This window comes from Pseudomonas sp. O39 (assembly GCF_045447295.1).
Taxonomy (GTDB): Bacteria; Pseudomonadota; Gammaproteobacteria; order Pseudomonadales; family Pseudomonadaceae; genus Aquipseudomonas; species Aquipseudomonas antarctica_A.
Genome location: NZ_JBJGXV010000001.1, coordinates 123,033 through 140,560 on the forward strand (window position 1 = coordinate 123,033; position 17,528 = coordinate 140,560).

Genomic DNA, 17,528 nt, shown 5'->3' on the forward strand with positions numbered 1-17,528 from the left:
AAGACCCATGTGGGAGCGGGCTTGCCCGCGATAGCTATCGAACAGTCAGTGTGTTTGTCGACTGTTACTCCGCTATCGCAGGCAAGCCCGCTCCCACATTTTTTGTTTGCGGTTTCGTCAGTTACTTTTCACGGTCTTCGGCGCCTTGCCTTCCCTCATCTGCTGCAACAGCGGTGCACACTGGTTCGGCTCATCGCCACTCGGTGCCACCAGCGCCAGCAACCCGGCTGCCGGGCCGGCGATCACACCCAGCGCGACCATGCCTGCGCCACGCAGCATCAGCGGTACCGCTTTCACACCCGCATTGGGCTTGATAAACGGGCCGTTGACGTACAGCGGCGAACGCAGGGAAAACAGGCGAAAGCCTTTGGACTCGGGCGTGATGGTCAGGTCGAGCTGTTCGGTCGCCATGTTTGCGGTGCCATCGATGTAGATGATCGCGTTCTCGGTATCGAACACAAACAGGCGAGTGGTCGCAAGGCCGGTCTTGATGCCGAAGTCCGCGGCCGCGCAGTTGATCTTCACTTCTTTGTCGCCGAACAGGCGGCCCACCACATAGTTGCCCACGTTGAGCCCGGCGATTTCCATCAGGCCACGGCTGATCGCGCCGTCGTTGATGAGCATTTTCAGGTCACCGTTGGAGGAGCCCAATAAGGCCGCCACGGAGTTGCCGCGCCCGGAAACATCGGCATCGCCGTTGAGTTCACCAAAGCTGGTTTTCATCGGTTCAAACGTTGGGAACAGCTGCTTGAGCTTGAAGTTACGCGCGGTGAGTTTTGCGCGCCCTTCCATCGGTGTGATGCGGCCGTTCAGGCGAATCTGTGCATCCAGCTTGCCCCCAGCGACCCCAAAGCGCAGGGGTTCCAGGCTCAGCTCGCCGTCGGTGAGGACCAGGTGGGTATAGAGGTCTGTGAACGGCAATTCGGCACTGTGCACGATGCGTTTGCCGGTGAATTCCACATCGGCATCCATGTCGCGCCAGCGCTCGGTGCGGAACTCTTCCACCGGCAGCACCTTGGTCGCCGGTTGTTTGCTTTCGCCGCCACGGGCTTTCTGCTTGGCATTGGAGTCGGCACCGATCAACGGGGCAAGGTCGGTCATCAGCAATTGGTTGGACACCAGTTTGCCGCTGAGCTTGGGCCGGGGCTGACTGGCGACATAGCTCAGGTCGCCGTGGATATCACTGTTGCCGATCTTGCCGTTGAAGTTTTCATAGGTGAATGACGCGCCACTGGCTTCATGCAGCTTGGCGATCAGGTGACCGTCGGTGGAATAGGCCGGCGAGTCGGGCAGCGTCACGCCGGTCAGCGGGTAGAGGTTACCCAGGCTGGAGCCGGCGAGTTTCAGCCGCAGATCCAGGGCGCCAAGGTTCAGCGGGTCGGTCAGAGTGCCGGCGAGGGCAACGCTGGTGTCGGCGATTTTCACCTGGGCTTGCAGCGGGAACGGCTTGGCCGCGTCCTGCAAGGCGAGCAGGCCGCCGATTTTGCCGGTGCCGTCGAGCTTCTGACCGTGATATTGGCCTTTGACCTTGAGGCCGAACGCATAGTCCTGAGGCGCCGAACCTTTCTCGAGGGCCTTCTTGGCGTCGGCGTCGCCGACGATCTCGCCGAACGGAATAGGCTTGCCCAGCAGGTCAATGATCACATCCAGTTGGGTGTTGAGCGTTTGGTCGTCGAGCGTCACATGGCCTTTGTCGAAACCAATAGCGCCGATGTCCACCACCCAACTGGACGGTTCAGCGTTGGGGTCTTTGGGGTCGAACTTGAAAGTCCAGTTGGCGCGACCATCGGCCAGGCGCTGCAAGTCGGCACTCGGCTCAGTGAGGTCAATACGCGGGATGACCACACGCTGCGCCAGCAGCGCCAACGGAGAAATGCGCAGTTCTACGCGCTTGAGCGTGACCATCTGTGGTTTTTTCGACCAATCCGGGTTGCCCAGGGTCAGGTCCTCGGCAATCACGTGCGGCCAGGGCACCCAGGCCCGCCAGCCACCTTCATCCGCCTCACGTGCCCACACCACCGCCAGGTTGCCATTGATGGCAAAGGGGCGATGCAACTCTTCGGAGACCTTGGCATTGAGCGGCGGCTTGATGCGGTTCCAGTCGAAAAACACCAACACCAACACCACGACGGCGATTAACAGAACGAAGCTGGCGCAGCTCCAAGCGACAATTTTACGAGTGCGCGTCATTGCACAGGACTCCTGATTACGACTGAGGGTGCGCGCTGCCGCGCACCTTTTGACTACAGCTTATATGGCTACGACTGACAAATGATCTGGGGGTTTAGCCCGAGTACGAATTCATCGCAAAAAAAGCGACTCGTCCTACAGCCTGAAGCGACTGAACCATCAACAATGCACCGGTGTTACCCATGAACGGGTCGAAAATACCCACCATGGTGCAAAACCGCGGGCTTGAGAGGTGCGTTCTAGAGCCTCCGAAGGGAACAATCAATTCTGTTGATTATTACCATTGTGTTTATGAACTTTTATATCGACTTATCGAGAGTAGCATTAGCCCTGTACCCACTTTATCGCCCTCCTAAGGAGCAACCCTCATGAAACGCCAATTACTCGCTACTGTTCTGCTGTCTGTCCTGGCTTCCAGCGCTTTTGCCCTGCCAGCCGCTGAACAAGCCACCCCACAGAACAAAGCCCAAGCCGTGCAGTCCAGCCAAACCCTGGCGCGCAGCGGTTCGCAAGAAGACGAAAACCGTGACTACGCCAAAGGCGCTGTTGCAGAAAATGGCTCGGATCACGCCAACAAACGTGCTTACGCCGAAGGCGTTGTCGAAGGTGGCCGTGATCGCCTGGAACAGAAAGGCCTGGTAGAAGGCGGTGCTGAACAAGCCAACGACCGCGCTTACACCCAAGGTGTTGCCGAAGGCGGTGCTGACCGTCTGCAAGAACTGCATCAAGCACAGAGCTAAGCCCGTGCTGGCCCAGAAAAAAGCCCGATCGGCCGATCGGGTTTTTGCTTTTATATAGACCCCGTCACGCTCAGCCCCCGCCAAGTTCGACGCCGATGAAGCTGTTTTGCTAGAGTGCGTCGCTGTACTTGCCGACAAAGCCCGCCCGCCGATGCTGCCCCGCGCCGAACAGAAGCAACAGACCCGCCTCGCCTTGATGGACGCAGCCCGCCATCTGATGGAGTGTGGCCGTGGGTTTGGCAGCCTGAGCCTGCGCGAAGTGGCCAAGACCGCCGGGATCGTGCCGACCGGGTTCTATCGTCATTTTGACGACATGGACCAGCTTGGGCTCGTCTTGGTGAGCGAAGTCGGCCAGACCTTCCGCGCCACCATCCGCCTGGTGCGCCACAATGAGTTCGTCATGGGCGGCATCATCGATGCGTCCGTGCGGATCTTCCTCGATGTGGTCTCGGCCAATCGCTCGCAATTCCTGTTCCTGGCCCGCGAGCAATACGGCGGTTGCCTGGCCGTGCGGCAAGCCATCGGCGCGCTGCGCGAAGACATCACCAGCGACTTGGCGGCGGACCTCACGCGGATGCCCAAGCTCCAGCACCTGGATGCCGAAGGTCTGCACGTGATGGCCGACCTGATCGTCAAGAGCGTGTTCGCCACCCTGCCCGATATCATCGACCCTCCCGCCCATGCGCTGCCTGCTCACCTCACGCCGCAGGCGAAAATCACCCAGCAATTGCGCTTTATCTTTATCGGCCTCAAACATTGGCAAGGGCTGGGCAGTACCGAGTAAGCCCATCAGCCTGGCGTGCGGAAGTCCGAATCCTGCCTCCCATAGGCCAAACCCCTGAAAACGCCAGCACGAAAGAGATGAAAGAAATTTCATACAGAAGGTGGCGGATCTCGACGCAAAACGCCCACATCCAGTGCTATAAATCCCATTACGCACCAAATTGAAACACGACCGGAATGAGCGAATGCCCTATTCGGTGGCATGACGGTGCCTGCTTACAGGGTTTTCCTACTCACAGGTGTGATTGGCAAGCCCCTTGCTCTACCTCTCGCATCGCTCATAGCTGGAAGCCTTCTGATGCTGGTGATCCACCGCCGAATCGCCCCCCAAGCCCTCTGGGCTGCCGAACTGCTGCTGAACTTCGAAGCGCGCAGTAAAAGTCGCCTGCGCTGTTTCAGTGCCGATGGCGAAGATGTCGGCCTGTTTTTGGAGCGCGGCCAGCCGCCGCTGCACGATGGGGAATTCCTACACGCTGAAGACGGACGTGTCGTACGCGTCTGTGCTCGCCCTGAACAACTGCTGCACGTCACCTGCAGCAACGCGTTTGAACTGACCCGCGCGGCTTATCACCTCGGTAACCGCCATGTGGCCCTGCAAGTTGGCGACGGCTGGCTTCGCCTGCTCGATGACTACGTGCTCAAGGCCATGCTCGAACAATTGGGCGCCCACACCGAAACCATTGAAGCACCGTTCCAACCGGAACACGGCGCCTATGGCGGTGGCCATCATCATTCACGTCACGGTGATGAAGACTTCAATTACCCGCCCAAGCTGCACCAGTTCGGCGTACGTCTATGAACCCAGCCTGGGCGCTGTTGCGTCTGGCCAGTCCGCAACTGCCGATTGGCGGCTATAGCTATTCACAGGGCCTGGAAATGGCCGTGGAAAATGCGCGCGTCAATGACGCCGCCAGTGCGCGACGCTGGATCAGCGACCAACTGCTGCTCAACCTTGCGCGCTTCGAAGCACCGCTGTTGCTCGCCCATTGCCGCGCCGCCGCCGAACAGGATTGGCCGCGCCTGGCGCAATTGTGCCAAGAGCATCGCGCCAGCCGCGAGACCCGCGAGCTGTATCAGGAGAGCCGCCAGATGGGTTACTCCTTGCAACAACTGCTCAATGGCTTGCCGGAACTGGACGACGCCGCGCGTGCATTTCTGGAGCCATGCGCCGAACCGCACCTGGCTCTGGGCTGGGCCCTGGCAGCACGCGCCTGGCACATCAGCCCCGACGACGCCCTCGCCGCCTGGCTATGGAGCTGGCTGGAAAACCAACTCGCCGTATTGATGAAGACGCTGCCCCTGGGCCAGCAAGCCGCCCAGCGCCTGACCAGCGAACTGCTGCCGCTGCTGCAACAAGCCCAGCAGGACGCCGGCCGACTCGCCCCTAACCATTTCGGCAGCGCCGCGTTCGGCCTGTCCCTGGCGTGCATGGCCCACGAGCGCCAGTACAGCCGACTGTTCCGTTCCTAAGCCCTTTATCTGGAGAAGCACATGAATACACAACCCTTGCGTGTCGGCATCGGCGGCCCGGTGGGTTCCGGCAAGACCGCCCTGACGCTGGCGCTGTGCCTGGCCCTGCGCGATCGCTATAACCTGGCCGTGGTGACCAACGACATCTACACCCGTGAAGACGCCGACTTCCTGGTGCGCAACCAGGCCCTGGCGCCGGAACGCATCATTGGTGTGGAAACCGGGGGCTGCCCGCACACGGCAATTCGTGAAGACGCCTCGATCAACCTGGAAGCAGTGGATCAACTCAACCGCCGGTTTCCGGGCCTTGACCTGATTTTGGTGGAGTCCGGCGGTGACAACCTGTCGGCGACGTTCAGCCCGGAGCTGTCGGACCTGACGATCTATGTGATCGATGTGTCTGCCGGCGACAAGCTGCCGCGCAAGGGTGGGCCCGGTATTTGCAAATCCGACCTGCTGGTCATCAACAAGATCGACCTGGCGCCGCTGGTGGGCGCCTCGCTGGAATTGATGAACAGCGACACCCAACGCATGCGCAACGGTAAGCCCTTTGTGTTCAGTAACCAGAAAACCGGCGTCGGCCTGGATGAAATCGTCGCCTTCATTGAACGTCAGGGCCTGCTGACCGCCGCCTGATCTCACCCTAAAAAAGGAGCCTGTCCATGGGCCTCAACAAACTTCTCGCAACCGCCGCCCTGCTGCTCGCCCCCGCCCTCGCCTTCGCTCACCCCGGGCATGGGGACAATGGGCTGGTGGCAGGCATCAGCCACCCATTGGGCGGCATCGATCACTTACTGGCCATGGTCGCGGTCGGCCTCTGGGCGGCGCAGCAAAAAGGTAACGCGCGCTGGGCACTGCCTTGCACCTTTGTCGGCGTCATGTTGATGGGCGGCCTTTTGGGCTTTGAAGGCCTGCAATTGCCGGCGCTTGAGAGCGGGATTGCCGCGTCGGTGCTGGCGCTGGGCCTGGCAGTGGCACTGGCGGTGCGGCCGCCGTTGTTCGTGGCAGTCGGTGCCACGGCATTGTTCGCGCTGTTTCAGGGCGTGGCGCATGGATTGGAGCTGCCGGACATGTCCAGCCCGTGGGCGTATGCGGCCGGTTTCGTGGGCGCAACGGCAATATTGCATGCGGCGGGGTATGCGGTGGTGCGTTTCCTGCCGGCGGCGGCTGCACCGTTGGTGCGGGTAGCAGGTGCGGCTTCGGCGGCGACTGGGGTTTGGTTGCTGGCGGGCTGATTTCCAGCGCCTGCAAGGGCTTCATCGCAGGCAAGCCAGCTCCCACATTTGATTGGGTTCACACATCAAAATGTGGGAGCGGGCTTGCCCGCGATAGCGGTAGCACAGACACCGCCTATCCCAAGCCTGCTACCATGCGCGCCTACACCCCTGCCGTGACGACGCCAGCCGATGCCCATCGCTCCAAACTCCGCTTCCCAGCCTTCATTGAATGCCGTGCTCACGCACTTCCATGACCTGATCGTGCCGCTGTGGCAGGGCCCGGGCTGGAATGCCGAGTTGGCGTTGCCGTATGAAGCTCTGGACGCTAATCACACGCCATTGCCCCCGCAGCGCTACCGCGCCATGGCCTGTGCCCGGCAGCTGTACCTGTTTGCCAGCCTGATCGGCAAGCCCGGTTCGGCCTTCGCCGAAGAGCGCGCGGCGGCGCTGTTTCGTTCCCTGCAACGGCACTTCCATGACGCCGAGCACGGTGGCTGGTTCTACAGCATCGACGCCCACGGCAAGCCGCTGGACAAGCGCAAAGACCTCTACACCCACGCCTTCATCATCTTCGCCTGCGCCCACTACTGGGCCAAAGTGCGTGAGCCGCTGGTGGAGTCGGTGCTCGATGCTGCCCTGGAAGTGGTCGCCGAACGCTTCGCCACCGGCGACGGCCTGTACGAAGCGGTATTGGAACGCAACTGGTCGTCCCTCAAGTCCGGCCCCCTGCAAAACCCGCTGATGCACCTCGCCGAAGGCTTCCTCGCCACGCTGGCCGTGCGTGAGGACGCCATTACGCAAGATGCGCTGCTGGACCTCGCTAGCGCGATGCAGAAGCGCTTCATCGACCGCCAGCACGGCGTGATGGTGGAGAAACCGCTGGGCGCTGTGGATAACTGGTTTGAGCCAGGCCACCAGTTCGAATGGTTCTTTTTGCTGGAATCGTCAGACGTACTGCGCAGCACACCGTTGCATGCGTCGCTGACCCGGGCGTTTGCCTACGCCGAGCTCAAGGGTGTGGATAAACTCAGCGGTGCGGTCAGCGGCATGCTCGCCCTGGATGGCAGCGTGCGCGACGGCACTCAGCGAATCTGGGCCCAGGCTGAATACCTGCGCGCACTGACCTTGCGACCGGACAGTGAAGCGGTGCTGCAACGCCAATTGCTGGCGCTGCAACAGCACTTCCTGCATGACAAAGGCTGGCACGAATGCCTGGACGCCAAGGGCGCCGTGAGCCGACGGGATATGCCGTCGACCACGCCGTATCATTTGGCGACCTGCTATCAAGGCCTGATCCAGCATCTCGGCTGATTTTCAGGGCCTCATCGCAGGCAAGCCAGCTCCCACATTCGACCGCATTCCAACGGTAGGACGCGGTTAAATGTGGGAGCGGGCTTGCTCGCGAAAGCCTCCCCTCGGTCTAACTGACTGTCACGCAATCCACTTGCGATCCCCGGTAAAACTGATCGTCAGCCAGCGCGCCGCATCCGGCGTGCCGAGCCCTGTGGATATTTCTTCACGCAGCCCATCGAGGGTCGCGACGTTATCCACCGGGTAGTTGGCCGGCAATACCACATGAATCTCGATAAACCGCGCCCGCCCGTGTTTTTGCACGTAGGACACATAGTCGTCGAAACCATGCTTGGCCTGGGCCGCGTCCATGACCTCGCGCACCTTGTCGTCCAAGTGGTCCGGGGCAATCCCCAGCACTTCGCGCAACGCCGGGCGCAGGATCTTGAACGCCGGCGCCAGCATGCTCAGGGCCAGCAGGATCAGAATCAGCGGGTCGACATACACCGCCCACTCGCCATAGCCCTGAGACTTGAGCAACAGCGCGGCGAGAAAGCTGATTAGCAAGCCCACCGAGAGCATCGCGTCCACCATCCAACTGATGTTGTCGAACTGGATCAGTGAGGATTTGAGTGTGCGATTTCGATAGCGCACGTAAAAGAAGTAGGCAAATTCGACGACGGTAAATACCGCCGCATAAATGATCACCAGTCCCAACTCGATTTCGCGCCCGCCATTGATAATGCCGAACACACCGTTGAGAAACGCGTAGATGGCGATCAACAACAGAAAGCTGCCTTCGATCAGCAACACCATGGGTTCCAGGTGCCAATAGCCGAACTGGAAGCGCTCGTTGCTTTTCTTGGCGATCAGCTTGGCCGTGATCAGCATCAACACCTTGATGGCGGTGGCGATTAGCGAGAAAAAGCCGTCGAATAGAATGGATTGGGCGCCAGAAATAACACCCGTGACAATCCCGGCGATCGCTACGGCGAACATCAGGATGGTCGATTGTTTGAGCAGTGCCTGCTCACCTCGGTTACTCACATTTCCTCCTGTCAAAACCTTTTAACCGCACAGTGCGGAGGGGTTTTCAGGGGTGGAGTGTACCTTATGTCGTGTTTTGGCCGATTTGACGCCATCGCAGGCAAGCCAGCGCCCACATTTTGACCGTGTGAACCCGATCAAATGTGGGAGCTGGCTTGCCTGCGATGGACGCGACGCGGTCTTAAGCCTTACTTGGCCCCACGCTCAATCGCAAACCCAGCCCAGGTCTGGCTCACCGGCATCAACTCAAGACGGTTGATGTTGACGTGCGCCGGGGTGTTGAGCACCCAGAAGATGGTGTCGGCGATGTCCTGCGGCTGGATCGGCTCGGCACCGGCGTAGGTGGCGTCGTAGCGCGCCTGGTCACCGCCGAAGCGCACCAGCGAGAACTCGCTCTCGCACAGGCCTGGCTCGATGTTGGTCACACGCACGCCGGTGCCTTGCAGATCGCAACGCAGGTTCAGCGAAAACTGCTTCACGAACGCTTTGGAGCCGCCATACACGTGGCTGCCCGGGTACGGATAGCTGCCGGCGATGGAGCCCAGGTTGATGATCCCGGCACCACGGCCGTGGGCGATCAGGCGCGGCAACAGCAGGCTGGTGGTGGTCAGCAGGCCTTTGATGTTGGTGTCGACCATGGTTTCCCAATCGTCGAGGCTGCATTTGGGCGCAGGGTCGGTGCCCACCGCCAGGCCGGCGTTGTTGATCAGGCCGCGCAGTTTGGCGAATGAGGGCGGCAAGTTGGCGATGGCGTCTTCCATGCCCTTGCGGTCACGCACGTCCACGACCAGGCCGTGCACTTCGGTCTGCTTGGAAAGCTCTTCAACCAATGCATTCAAACGGTCGGCACGACGGCCGGTGAGCACCAGTTTCCAGCCGGCGTCGGCAAAACGACGGGCGCAGGCTTCGCCGAAGCCTGAGGTTGCGCCAGTAATAAACAGCGTGTCGGACATGGTGTTCTCCTTGCGAGCATCGGAAAAAAGTTGCCAGCAGAATGCCCTTACGCCGTCGTCGCGGCAACCGCTAAGCGCACAACTTCATCTACAGCTGATCAATTTTTAACCACTCACATCTAACCCATATAAACCGGGCCCTGCAGCCACATGCGCGCAGGTTATCCACAACTGCGCCCACAGTCTTTGGGGGCAAGTGCAAAACAGCTCAAGCCGCTGTGTGCAAGGCTTACAGGCAGTTTTAGAAAGTTTTTTGCTTGACCTTGGACGGGGCGTATGTAGGCCCATGCACAGAGGGAAAATTCGAACGATGGCTCCAGGCCAGTCATTCCGGCCTCTGCGGCCGTCTTTCCAGAGTTTAGTCACAGACTTATCCACAGGCTGGAGGGACATTTTTCGGTCATATACCTGTGTCTTTAAACAGGTTGACAAAACCCTTGGCCGGTCACGAAAAACCTGCTGATCATAAAACAACCACCACGCTGCAGGCCGCGCAGTTAAAGGCTTTCAGCCAGCTACTCCCACGTTACCCACAGCCGGTTCCACAGCGAATGGGGACAAGTCAAAACTGTGACAAAACAGGGATTTGCGGCGGCTATATGTCGCGCTTTAGAGGGTGGCTAGATTTGTTTTCCACAATTTGGCGGACGGCCTGGGAACACTACAAAAACAAATGTGGGAACCGGGCTTTATGTGGGAGCTGGCTTGCCTGCGATGCAGACACCTCGTCCGTTCGGGCAAACGCAAAACAACTGTGGGAGCGGGCTTGCTCGCGAATGCGGAGGGTCAGTCAAACCATCTGAAACTGACACACCGCATTCGCGAGCAAGCCCGCTCCCACAGGGGGACTTGCGCCAAAATTTAAATCAGTGCCCGCCCAGATAGGCGTTACGCACTTCCTCATTCACCAGCAACTCCTTACCGGTGCCGGTCAGGCGAATCTCGCCGTTAACCATCACATACGCACGGTCCGACAAGCGCAATGCATGGTTGGCGTTCTGTTCCACCAGAAAGATGGTCATCCCGGTGGCCGCCAGCTCGCGCAGGGTGGCGAAGATCTGCTTCACCACAATCGGCGCCAGGCCCAGGCTTGGCTCATCCAGCAGCAACAGCTTGGGCCGGCTCATCAGCGCACGGGCAATGGCGAGCATTTGCTGCTCACCACCAGACATGGTCATCGCCCGCTGGGTACGCCGCTCCTTGAGCCGGGGGAACAGCTCAAACATGCGCTGCATGTCTTCCTGGGCGAATTTATCGCCAATCGGGATGGTGCCCATCAGCAGGTTTTCCTCGACGGTCATGTCGGGGAACACCCGCCGCCCTTCCGGCGACTGCGCAATGCCGTTGGAGGCGATGTAATGGGACGACTTGTGGGTAATGTCGACACCGTTGTAGATGATCTGCCCCGACTCGGCCCGTGGCTGGCCGAAGATCGACATCAGCAGCGTGGATTTACCCGCGCCGTTGGAGCCGATCAGGCTGACGGTTTCGCCTTCGTTAATGTGCAGCGAGACTTTTTTCAGGGCCTGGATCGGGCCGTAAAACACGTCCAGGTCCTTCATTTCGAGGATAGGCCCGTTCATACAAGCTCCTCTTCGTCTGCGCCCAGGTAGGCGGCAATCACTTTTGGATCATTACGGATCGCTTCCGGGCCGCCCTCGGCGATGACGTTGCCGTGGTCGAGCACCACGATGTGGTCGGAAATACTCATTACCATGCCCATGTCGTGTTCGATCAGCACCACCGTGAGGTCGTGTTCGTCGCGCAGCAGGCGAATCATCGCGCTGAGCGCTTCGGTTTCCTGCGGGTTGAGGCCCGCTGCCGGTTCGTCCAGGCAAATGATCTGCGGCCGGGTGCACATGGCCCGGGCGATTTCCAGGCGGCGCTGCTGGCCGTAGGAAAGCTCACCGGCCAGGCGGTTGGCGCAGTCCACCAGGTCGACCACTTCCAGCCAGTAGAACGCGTGGTCGAGGGCGTCGCTTTCGGCCTTGCGATAGCCTTTGGTGTTGAGGATGCCCGCAAGCATGTTGCGGTTGACCCACATGTGCTGGGCCACCAGCAGGTTTTCCAGCACCGACATTTCCTTGAACAGGCGAATGTTCTGGAAGGTCCGCGCCAAGCCGGCGCGGTTCACCAGGTGGGTGCCGCCGAACATCTTGTAATACACGCGGCTGAGGAAGCTTTTCGGCGACACGAAGTCCACCGCTTTAAACCGCTCACCGAGCAGCTGGATCACGTTGGTCTGCTTGCCCCGCACGTTGAGTTCGATCTTGCCGCCACTGGCTTTGTAGAAGCCGGTGAGGCAGTTGAACACGGTGGTCTTGCCGGCGCCGTTGGGGCCGATCAGGGCGAAGATCGAGTTGCGTTCGACCTTGAGGCTCACATCGCTCAAGGCCTTGATGCCACCGAAGTGCATCATCAGATGTTCCACGGACAGAACGACTTCCTTGCTCATGGCGCCACTCCTTTACGTGGGGTCACACCGGTTCGGCTGATTCGAATCAGGCCGCGCGGTCGCCAGATCATCATCACCACCATCAACACGCCAAACAGCAGCACGCGGTACTCCGAGAAGCTGCGCAGCAGTTCCGGCGCCACCGTCAACACGAACGCCGCGATCACCACACCGACGGTCGAACCCATGCCGCCCAACACCACGATGGCCAGGATCAGCGCCGACTCGAAGAAGGTAAACGACGATGGGTTGACGAAGCCCTGGTAGCTGGCGAAGAACACCCCGGCCAGACCGGCCGTGGACGCACCGATGGTGAACGCCGACAGCTTGACCAGTACGTGGTTCAGGCCCATGGAGCGGCAGGCGATTTCATCTTCGCGCAAGGCTTCCCAGGCGCGGCCGACCGGCATGCGGGTCAGGCGATGCTTGATATACAGCACGGCCAGCACCACCAGGAACAGCACAATGTAGATGAACATGAACTTGATGTTGGGGTTGTAATCGATGCCGAAGAACTCATGGAACGGAATCCCGCCATCCTTCGCTTTACGCCCGAATTCCAGGCCGAGGAAGGTCGGCGAAGGCACCGGCATGCCGTTCGGCCCACCGGTAAACGACAGCCAGTTGTTGAGCACCAGTCGAATGATTTCACCGAAGCCTAAGGTCACGATGGCCAGGTAGTCACCGTGCATTCGCAGCACCGGGAACCCGAGTATGCACCCCGCCAGCGCCGCACAGATTGCGGCCAAGGGCAGCACCGTCCAAAAGCCCAGGCCGAGGTATTGATAACCCAATGCCAGGCCGTAGGCACCGATGGCGTAGAACGCCACATAACCCAGGTCCAGAAGACCGGCCAGGCCCACCACGATGTTCAGGCCCAGGCCGAGCAACACGTAGATCAGCCCGAGGATAACCACGGTCAGCAGGTACTTGTTGGCGAAGATCGGGAACACGATGGCGATCACGATCAGTGCCGGGATGATCCAGCGCAGCCGCGACTTGTAGTCCGGCGGCAGCACATGCACGCCGGAGCCACTGCTCTCGAAGCCCTGCAAAATCTTCAGGCCCTTGGGGGTTTGCAGGAACAGGCTCATGGCAAAGCGGCCGACCATCACGATGGCGACCAGGACCGCCACACGGGCCGGTTGCAGGTTGAAGCTGTAGCCGTCGAGGACCACGCCGACGATCGGACCGAACACGATCAACGAAATCAGCCCGGCAAGGACCGTATCGACGACACTTTTCTTGATATCGATAGATTTGGCAGCAGACATGTTTACACCTTCGCCACGAGCGGACGACCAAGCAGGCCCTGAGGACGGAAAATCAGAATCACCACCAGCAGGGAGAAACTGAACACGTCTTTGTAGTCAGAGTTGATCAACCCCGAGAACAGCGACTCGGAGATACCCAGGATGATCCCGCCGAGCATGGCCCCAGGCAAGGAACCGATGCCGCCGAGTACCGCTGCGGTAAACGCCTTGATGCCGATGATGAAGCCGGCGTAGAAGTCGAACGTGCCGTAATTCAGGGTAATCAACACGCCGGCCAGGGCCGCCATGGCTGCACCGATCACGAATACGTAGGAGATCACCCGGTCGGTGTTGATACCGAGGATCGACGCCATCTTGCGGTCTTGCTGGGTGGCACGGCACATGCGGCCGAGCTTGGTGTATTTGATGATGTAGGTCAGCAGCCCCATGCCGAGAAACGCGGCCACCAGGATGAACACCTTGGTGTAGGTCAACTGCACGAACCCGCTGCCGATATCGACACGCCAGGCGCCGGCCAGCAGGGTGGGAATACCTTGTTGTTTCGCGCCCTGAGCAATCTGGGCGTAGTTCTGCAGGATCAGGGAGATACCGATGGCGCTGATCAGCGGTGCCAGTCGGGTGGAGTTGCGCAGCGGTTTGTAGGCGACACGCTCGATGACCCAACCGTAAACGCCGGTGACGACGACGGTGAAGACCAGGGTGCCAAGAATGAGCAGCGGGAAGGATTCGATGCCGAAGTAAGCCAGCAGTGCCAGACTGATCGCCGCGAGGTAAGCGGAAATCATATAAACCTCGCCGTGGGCGAAGTTGATCATGCCAATGATGCCATAGACCATTGTGTAGCCGATGGCGATCAGGCCATAGACCGACCCGAGGGTCAGGCCGTTGACCAGTTGCTGCAGGAAGATACCATCCATAACGCAATCTCACGCGGTGAGAACCTGCACACCGGTGGGTGTGCGGCCCTTCTGGAGGAAAAGACAGACTTGATGCCTGACACGATGGGACGGGCAACCACGCCCCCTGCGGGAACCGGGCTTGCCGGCGATGACGGACTGACAACCAACACCTGTGTTGAATGTGCAACCGCTATCGCAGGCAAACCAGCTCCCACAGGGGATTGAGGCGCTTAAACGATCGTGTTTATTCTTACTTCTGCTTTTCCAGCTGGTGGTATTTGCCGTCTTTGTCCCACTGGTAAACCACGTAGTCGGAGATTTTCAGGTCACCCTTGGCGTCCCAGGTCTTCTCGCCCATAACGGTTTTAACCGGGTGAGCTTTCAGCCACTTGGCTGCATCTTCGCCCTTGTCGGACTTGGCACCGTTGAAGCCGGCTGCCAGGGCCTGGATCGAAGCGTAGGCGTACAGGGTGTAGCCTTCAGGCTCGGTGCCGTTTTTGCGGAACTCTTCCACCACGGTCTTGCTGTCCGGCAGCAGGCGCGGGTCAGCGCCGAAGGTCATGTACACGCCATCGACGTACTGCTTGCCGCCAGCGGTCGCGACCAGTTCGTCGGTCACGATGCCGTCATCGGACATGAACTTGACGTCTTTGAGGCCGGCTTCACGAATCTGGCGAACCAGTGGACCGGCTTCCGGGTGCAGGCCGCCGAAATAAACCACGTCAGCACCGGTGGAGCGGATTTTGGTGACCAGGGCGCTGAAGTCTTTCTCGCCACGGGTCAGGCCTTCTTCCAGCACCGGCTTCACGCCGCGCTTGGTCAACTGGGCAGCGGTAGCGTCAGCCAGGCCTTTGCCGTAGGTGTCTTTGTCATTGATAACAGCGACCTTCTTGCCCTTGAGCACGTCGACGATGTAGTCGCCGGCGACGATGCCTTGCTGGTCATCACGGCCGCACATGCGGAACACTGCCGACAGGCCGCGCTCGGTGACCGTCGGGTTGGTGGAGCCTGGGGTGATCATGATGATGCCAGCATCGGCATACACCTCGGAGGCAGGAATGGTGTTGGAGGAGCAGAAGTGCCCGACCACGCCGATCACTTTGTCCTGGTCTGCCAGGCGGTTAGCCACCGCTACAGCCTGCTTTGGCTCACAGGCGTCGTCGCCGGCCACCAGTTTGATCTGCTCGCCGTTGATCCCGCCGGCCTTGTTGATCACATCGGCTGCCGCTTGGGCACCCTTCATGTACTGCTCACCGAAAGCTGCGTTGGCGCCCGTCATCGGGCCCGCCACGCCAATCTTCACATCAGCTTGAACAAACGTAGAAACACCCAGCGCCGTTGCAATGGCGAGGGCCAGAAAGCCTTTCTTGTAAAACGTCTGGGACATGAGTGGTGCTCCGAGGTTTTTGTTTATTGGCACTACGAATTCAATGCAAACCTTCAACTGAAACTTTCAGAGAAAGCCAAGAGCAAGGCGCGTGCCATTACGTTTTTATTCTTCAAAAAGACACGGTGTCATTGTTATTACAGGCGTTTCGACTCCTTTTGCCAGGACGTGCAACCGTCTAGCATCGGAAGGTGCAACCAATGGACCCAAAAAGTACAACCCTGGCAGGTCGCACCTGCAACCAGGCGGATAAACGGTCGTTCCTGCACCTGTAACAATGTGCGTAACGGAACTGCACATTTACAGTGCGTGATTGCTACGACTTGCACCAATACAGATTAGTAGGCTGCTAAGAAAATGCAGGCTTCTGAGCGGTATTTCGCTGATCAGATCACGATCCGCAGGCATTGCCCGGCGTGATACAGCGAAAATCCTGCTTCATAGAGACAACTGCGCAGGCCCACCCCGGCCAACGGCTGCATCGGCGCGAAGGGGATCGGTAACGCCTGGGGGTTCTGGTGACATAAGTAGTCGGCAAATGCTTTGCCCACCACGCTGCCGGTGGTCACACCACGCCCGTTATAACCCGTTACGGCGACCAGGCCCGGCGCCGGCTCGAACAGGCGCATCAAGTGGTCCGGGGTGAAGGCGATACAGCCGGTCCAGGTGTATTCCCACTGCACCGATTTGAGGTACGGGAAGTAGTGCTGCTGCACCCGATCAGCCCATGCCTTGAGGAACCACGCCGGTTTCTGGTTACCGTTGCCCAGGCTGCCGAGCAACAGGCGGCCATCGGCATCGCGGCGGATGCTGCTGAGTACCTGACGCGTGTCCCACGAGCCCTGCCCGCCGGGAAGGATCTGCTGGGCGGCGTCATCGGTCAGAGGGGCTGACGCAACCTGGTAGTAGTAGCCGGGGAAGAAATTGCGGCGAAGCTCGGTCCACTCACCTTCGGTGTAGGCATTCGAGGCGATCACCACTTGTGCCGCCTGCACTGAGCCCTGTGCGGTCTGCACTGACCAGTGCGCGCCTTGGCGTTCAAGCTGGGTGACCGGGGAATGATCAAACAGTTGGCCGCCAAGGCCCGCGGCGGCATTGGCCAAGCCAGTGGTATACGCCATCGGGTTCAAGGTGCCGGCGCGTCGGTCGAGCAACGCAGCGGCAATTTTTTTAGTGCCCGTGGCCTCTTCGCAGGCCTGGCCGGTGAGCAACTCAACCGGCGCGCCACGGCGTTTCCATTGTGCTTCACGGCTGCGCAAATCCGCCTCGCCACGGGCATTGTGCGCCATGTGCAAGGTGCCCTCGCGGCGCAATTGGCAATCGATGTTGTATTTGTCGATGAGGCTGAACACCAGCGATGGCGCCGCGCCCAACATGCGGTTGAGCTGGCTGCCCACCGCTTCGCCGAAACCGGCTTCGATTTCATCCGGGGGAATCCACAGGCCGGCGTTGACCAGCCCGACGTTACGCCCCGAACCGCCATGGCCGGTGCGATGGGCCTCCAGCACGGCGACGCTTTTGCCCTGTTCCAGCAAGTGAATGGCCGCCGACAAACCGGTAATCCCGGCGCCGATCACGCACACATCCACCTTGACCTCGCCCTTGAGCGCGGCGCGATCCGGCCGGCCAGGGGTAAGGTGTTCCCACAAACATGCTTCGCGTAATGGCATTGCCAGACTCCGGAGAGGACCTAACAAACAACAATTATTTTGAATTGCAAACACCATCAAATGTGGGAGCTGGCTTGCCTGCGATAGCATCACCTCGGTGTTCCCGGCACACCGAGGTGTCTGCATCGCAGGCAAGCCAGCTCCCACATTGAC

General features: G+C 59.9%; 16 protein-coding genes. 7 read left to right on the top strand and 9 right to left on the bottom strand.

Annotated elements, in window-relative coordinates; genetic code table 11:
- Positions 1-117 precede the first annotated feature (117 nt).
- The gene (locus ACI77D_RS00535) at positions 118-2,190 is read right to left on the bottom strand and encodes an AsmA family protein (RefSeq protein ID WP_221293790.1); all 2,073 of its coding nucleotides are present in this window, start codon (positions 2,188-2,190) and stop codon (positions 118-120) included.
- Between the two features lie 368 nt (positions 2,191-2,558).
- On the opposite strand from ACI77D_RS00535, the gene ACI77D_RS00540 reads away from it, so the two are divergent.
- The 7 genes from ACI77D_RS00540 (at position 2,559) to ACI77D_RS00570 (ending at position 7,711) form a co-directional block, all read left to right on the top strand.
- Positions 2,559-2,930 (top strand): hypothetical protein, encoded by a 372-nt coding sequence (locus ACI77D_RS00540; RefSeq protein WP_064450441.1) that lies wholly within the window; start codon positions 2,559-2,561, stop codon positions 2,928-2,930.
- A gap of 151 nt (positions 2,931-3,081) precedes the next feature.
- Entirely contained in the window at positions 3,082-3,714 is a 633-nt protein-coding gene (locus ACI77D_RS00545; protein ID WP_064450440.1) for a TetR family transcriptional regulator, read from the top strand.
- Between the two features lie 297 nt (positions 3,715-4,011).
- On the top strand, positions 4,012-4,512 hold the full coding sequence (gene ureE / locus ACI77D_RS00550) for an urease accessory protein UreE (RefSeq protein WP_064450439.1): 501 nt from the start codon (positions 4,012-4,014) through the stop codon (positions 4,510-4,512).
- Complete coding sequence (locus ACI77D_RS00555) at positions 4,509-5,183, top strand: urease accessory protein UreF (protein ID WP_064450438.1); 675 nt, start codon at positions 4,509-4,511, stop codon at positions 5,181-5,183. Before ureE ends, ACI77D_RS00555 begins: the two co-directional genes overlap by 4 nt.
- Before the next feature lie 21 nt (positions 5,184-5,204).
- Positions 5,205-5,819 (top strand): urease accessory protein UreG, encoded by a 615-nt coding sequence (ureG, locus tag ACI77D_RS00560; RefSeq protein WP_017849719.1) that lies wholly within the window; start codon positions 5,205-5,207, stop codon positions 5,817-5,819.
- A gap of 26 nt (positions 5,820-5,845) precedes the next feature.
- A complete protein-coding gene (locus tag ACI77D_RS00565) occupies positions 5,846-6,418 on the top strand; it encodes a HupE/UreJ family protein (protein WP_407015869.1) in 573 nt (190 codons plus the stop codon).
- Between the two features lie 171 nt (positions 6,419-6,589).
- Complete coding sequence (locus ACI77D_RS00570; RefSeq protein WP_407015870.1) at positions 6,590-7,711, top strand: AGE family epimerase/isomerase; 1,122 nt, start codon at positions 6,590-6,592, stop codon at positions 7,709-7,711.
- 120 nt (positions 7,712-7,831) lie between these two features.
- On the opposite strand, the gene ACI77D_RS00575 is transcribed toward ACI77D_RS00570, so the two are convergent.
- From ACI77D_RS00575 to ACI77D_RS00610, 8 genes are all read right to left on the bottom strand, one after another.
- A complete protein-coding gene (locus ACI77D_RS00575; protein ID WP_064450435.1) occupies positions 7,832-8,737 on the bottom strand; it encodes a cation diffusion facilitator family transporter in 906 nt (301 codons plus the stop codon).
- 188 nt (positions 8,738-8,925) lie between these two features.
- The gene (locus ACI77D_RS00580) at positions 8,926-9,690 is read right to left on the bottom strand and encodes an SDR family oxidoreductase (protein WP_064450434.1); all 765 of its coding nucleotides are present in this window, start codon (positions 9,688-9,690) and stop codon (positions 8,926-8,928) included.
- A gap of 866 nt (positions 9,691-10,556) precedes the next feature.
- The gene (locus ACI77D_RS00585; RefSeq protein ID WP_064450433.1) at positions 10,557-11,273 is read right to left on the bottom strand and encodes an ABC transporter ATP-binding protein; all 717 of its coding nucleotides are present in this window, start codon (positions 11,271-11,273) and stop codon (positions 10,557-10,559) included.
- On the bottom strand, positions 11,270-12,145 hold the full coding sequence (locus ACI77D_RS00590) for an ABC transporter ATP-binding protein (protein ID WP_064450432.1): 876 nt from the start codon (positions 12,143-12,145) through the stop codon (positions 11,270-11,272). Before ACI77D_RS00590 ends, ACI77D_RS00585 begins: the two co-directional genes overlap by 4 nt.
- On the bottom strand, positions 12,142-13,419 hold the full coding sequence (gene livM / locus ACI77D_RS00595; protein WP_064450431.1) for a high-affinity branched-chain amino acid ABC transporter permease LivM: 1,278 nt from the start codon (positions 13,417-13,419) through the stop codon (positions 12,142-12,144). The genes ACI77D_RS00590 and livM overlap by 4 nt, the downstream gene beginning before the upstream one ends.
- 2 nt (positions 13,420-13,421) lie before the next feature.
- Positions 13,422-14,336, bottom strand: coding sequence for an ABC transporter permease subunit (locus ACI77D_RS00600; RefSeq protein WP_064450430.1), 915 nt, complete (start codon positions 14,334-14,336; stop codon positions 13,422-13,424).
- A gap of 232 nt (positions 14,337-14,568) precedes the next feature.
- The gene (locus tag ACI77D_RS00605) at positions 14,569-15,705 is read right to left on the bottom strand and encodes a branched-chain amino acid ABC transporter substrate-binding protein (RefSeq protein ID WP_064450429.1); all 1,137 of its coding nucleotides are present in this window, start codon (positions 15,703-15,705) and stop codon (positions 14,569-14,571) included.
- A 386-nt stretch (positions 15,706-16,091) separates the two neighbouring features.
- Positions 16,092-17,375 (bottom strand): FAD-binding oxidoreductase, encoded by a 1,284-nt coding sequence (locus ACI77D_RS00610; protein ID WP_128588737.1) that lies wholly within the window; start codon positions 17,373-17,375, stop codon positions 16,092-16,094.
- Between the last annotated feature and the right edge of the window lie 153 nt (positions 17,376-17,528).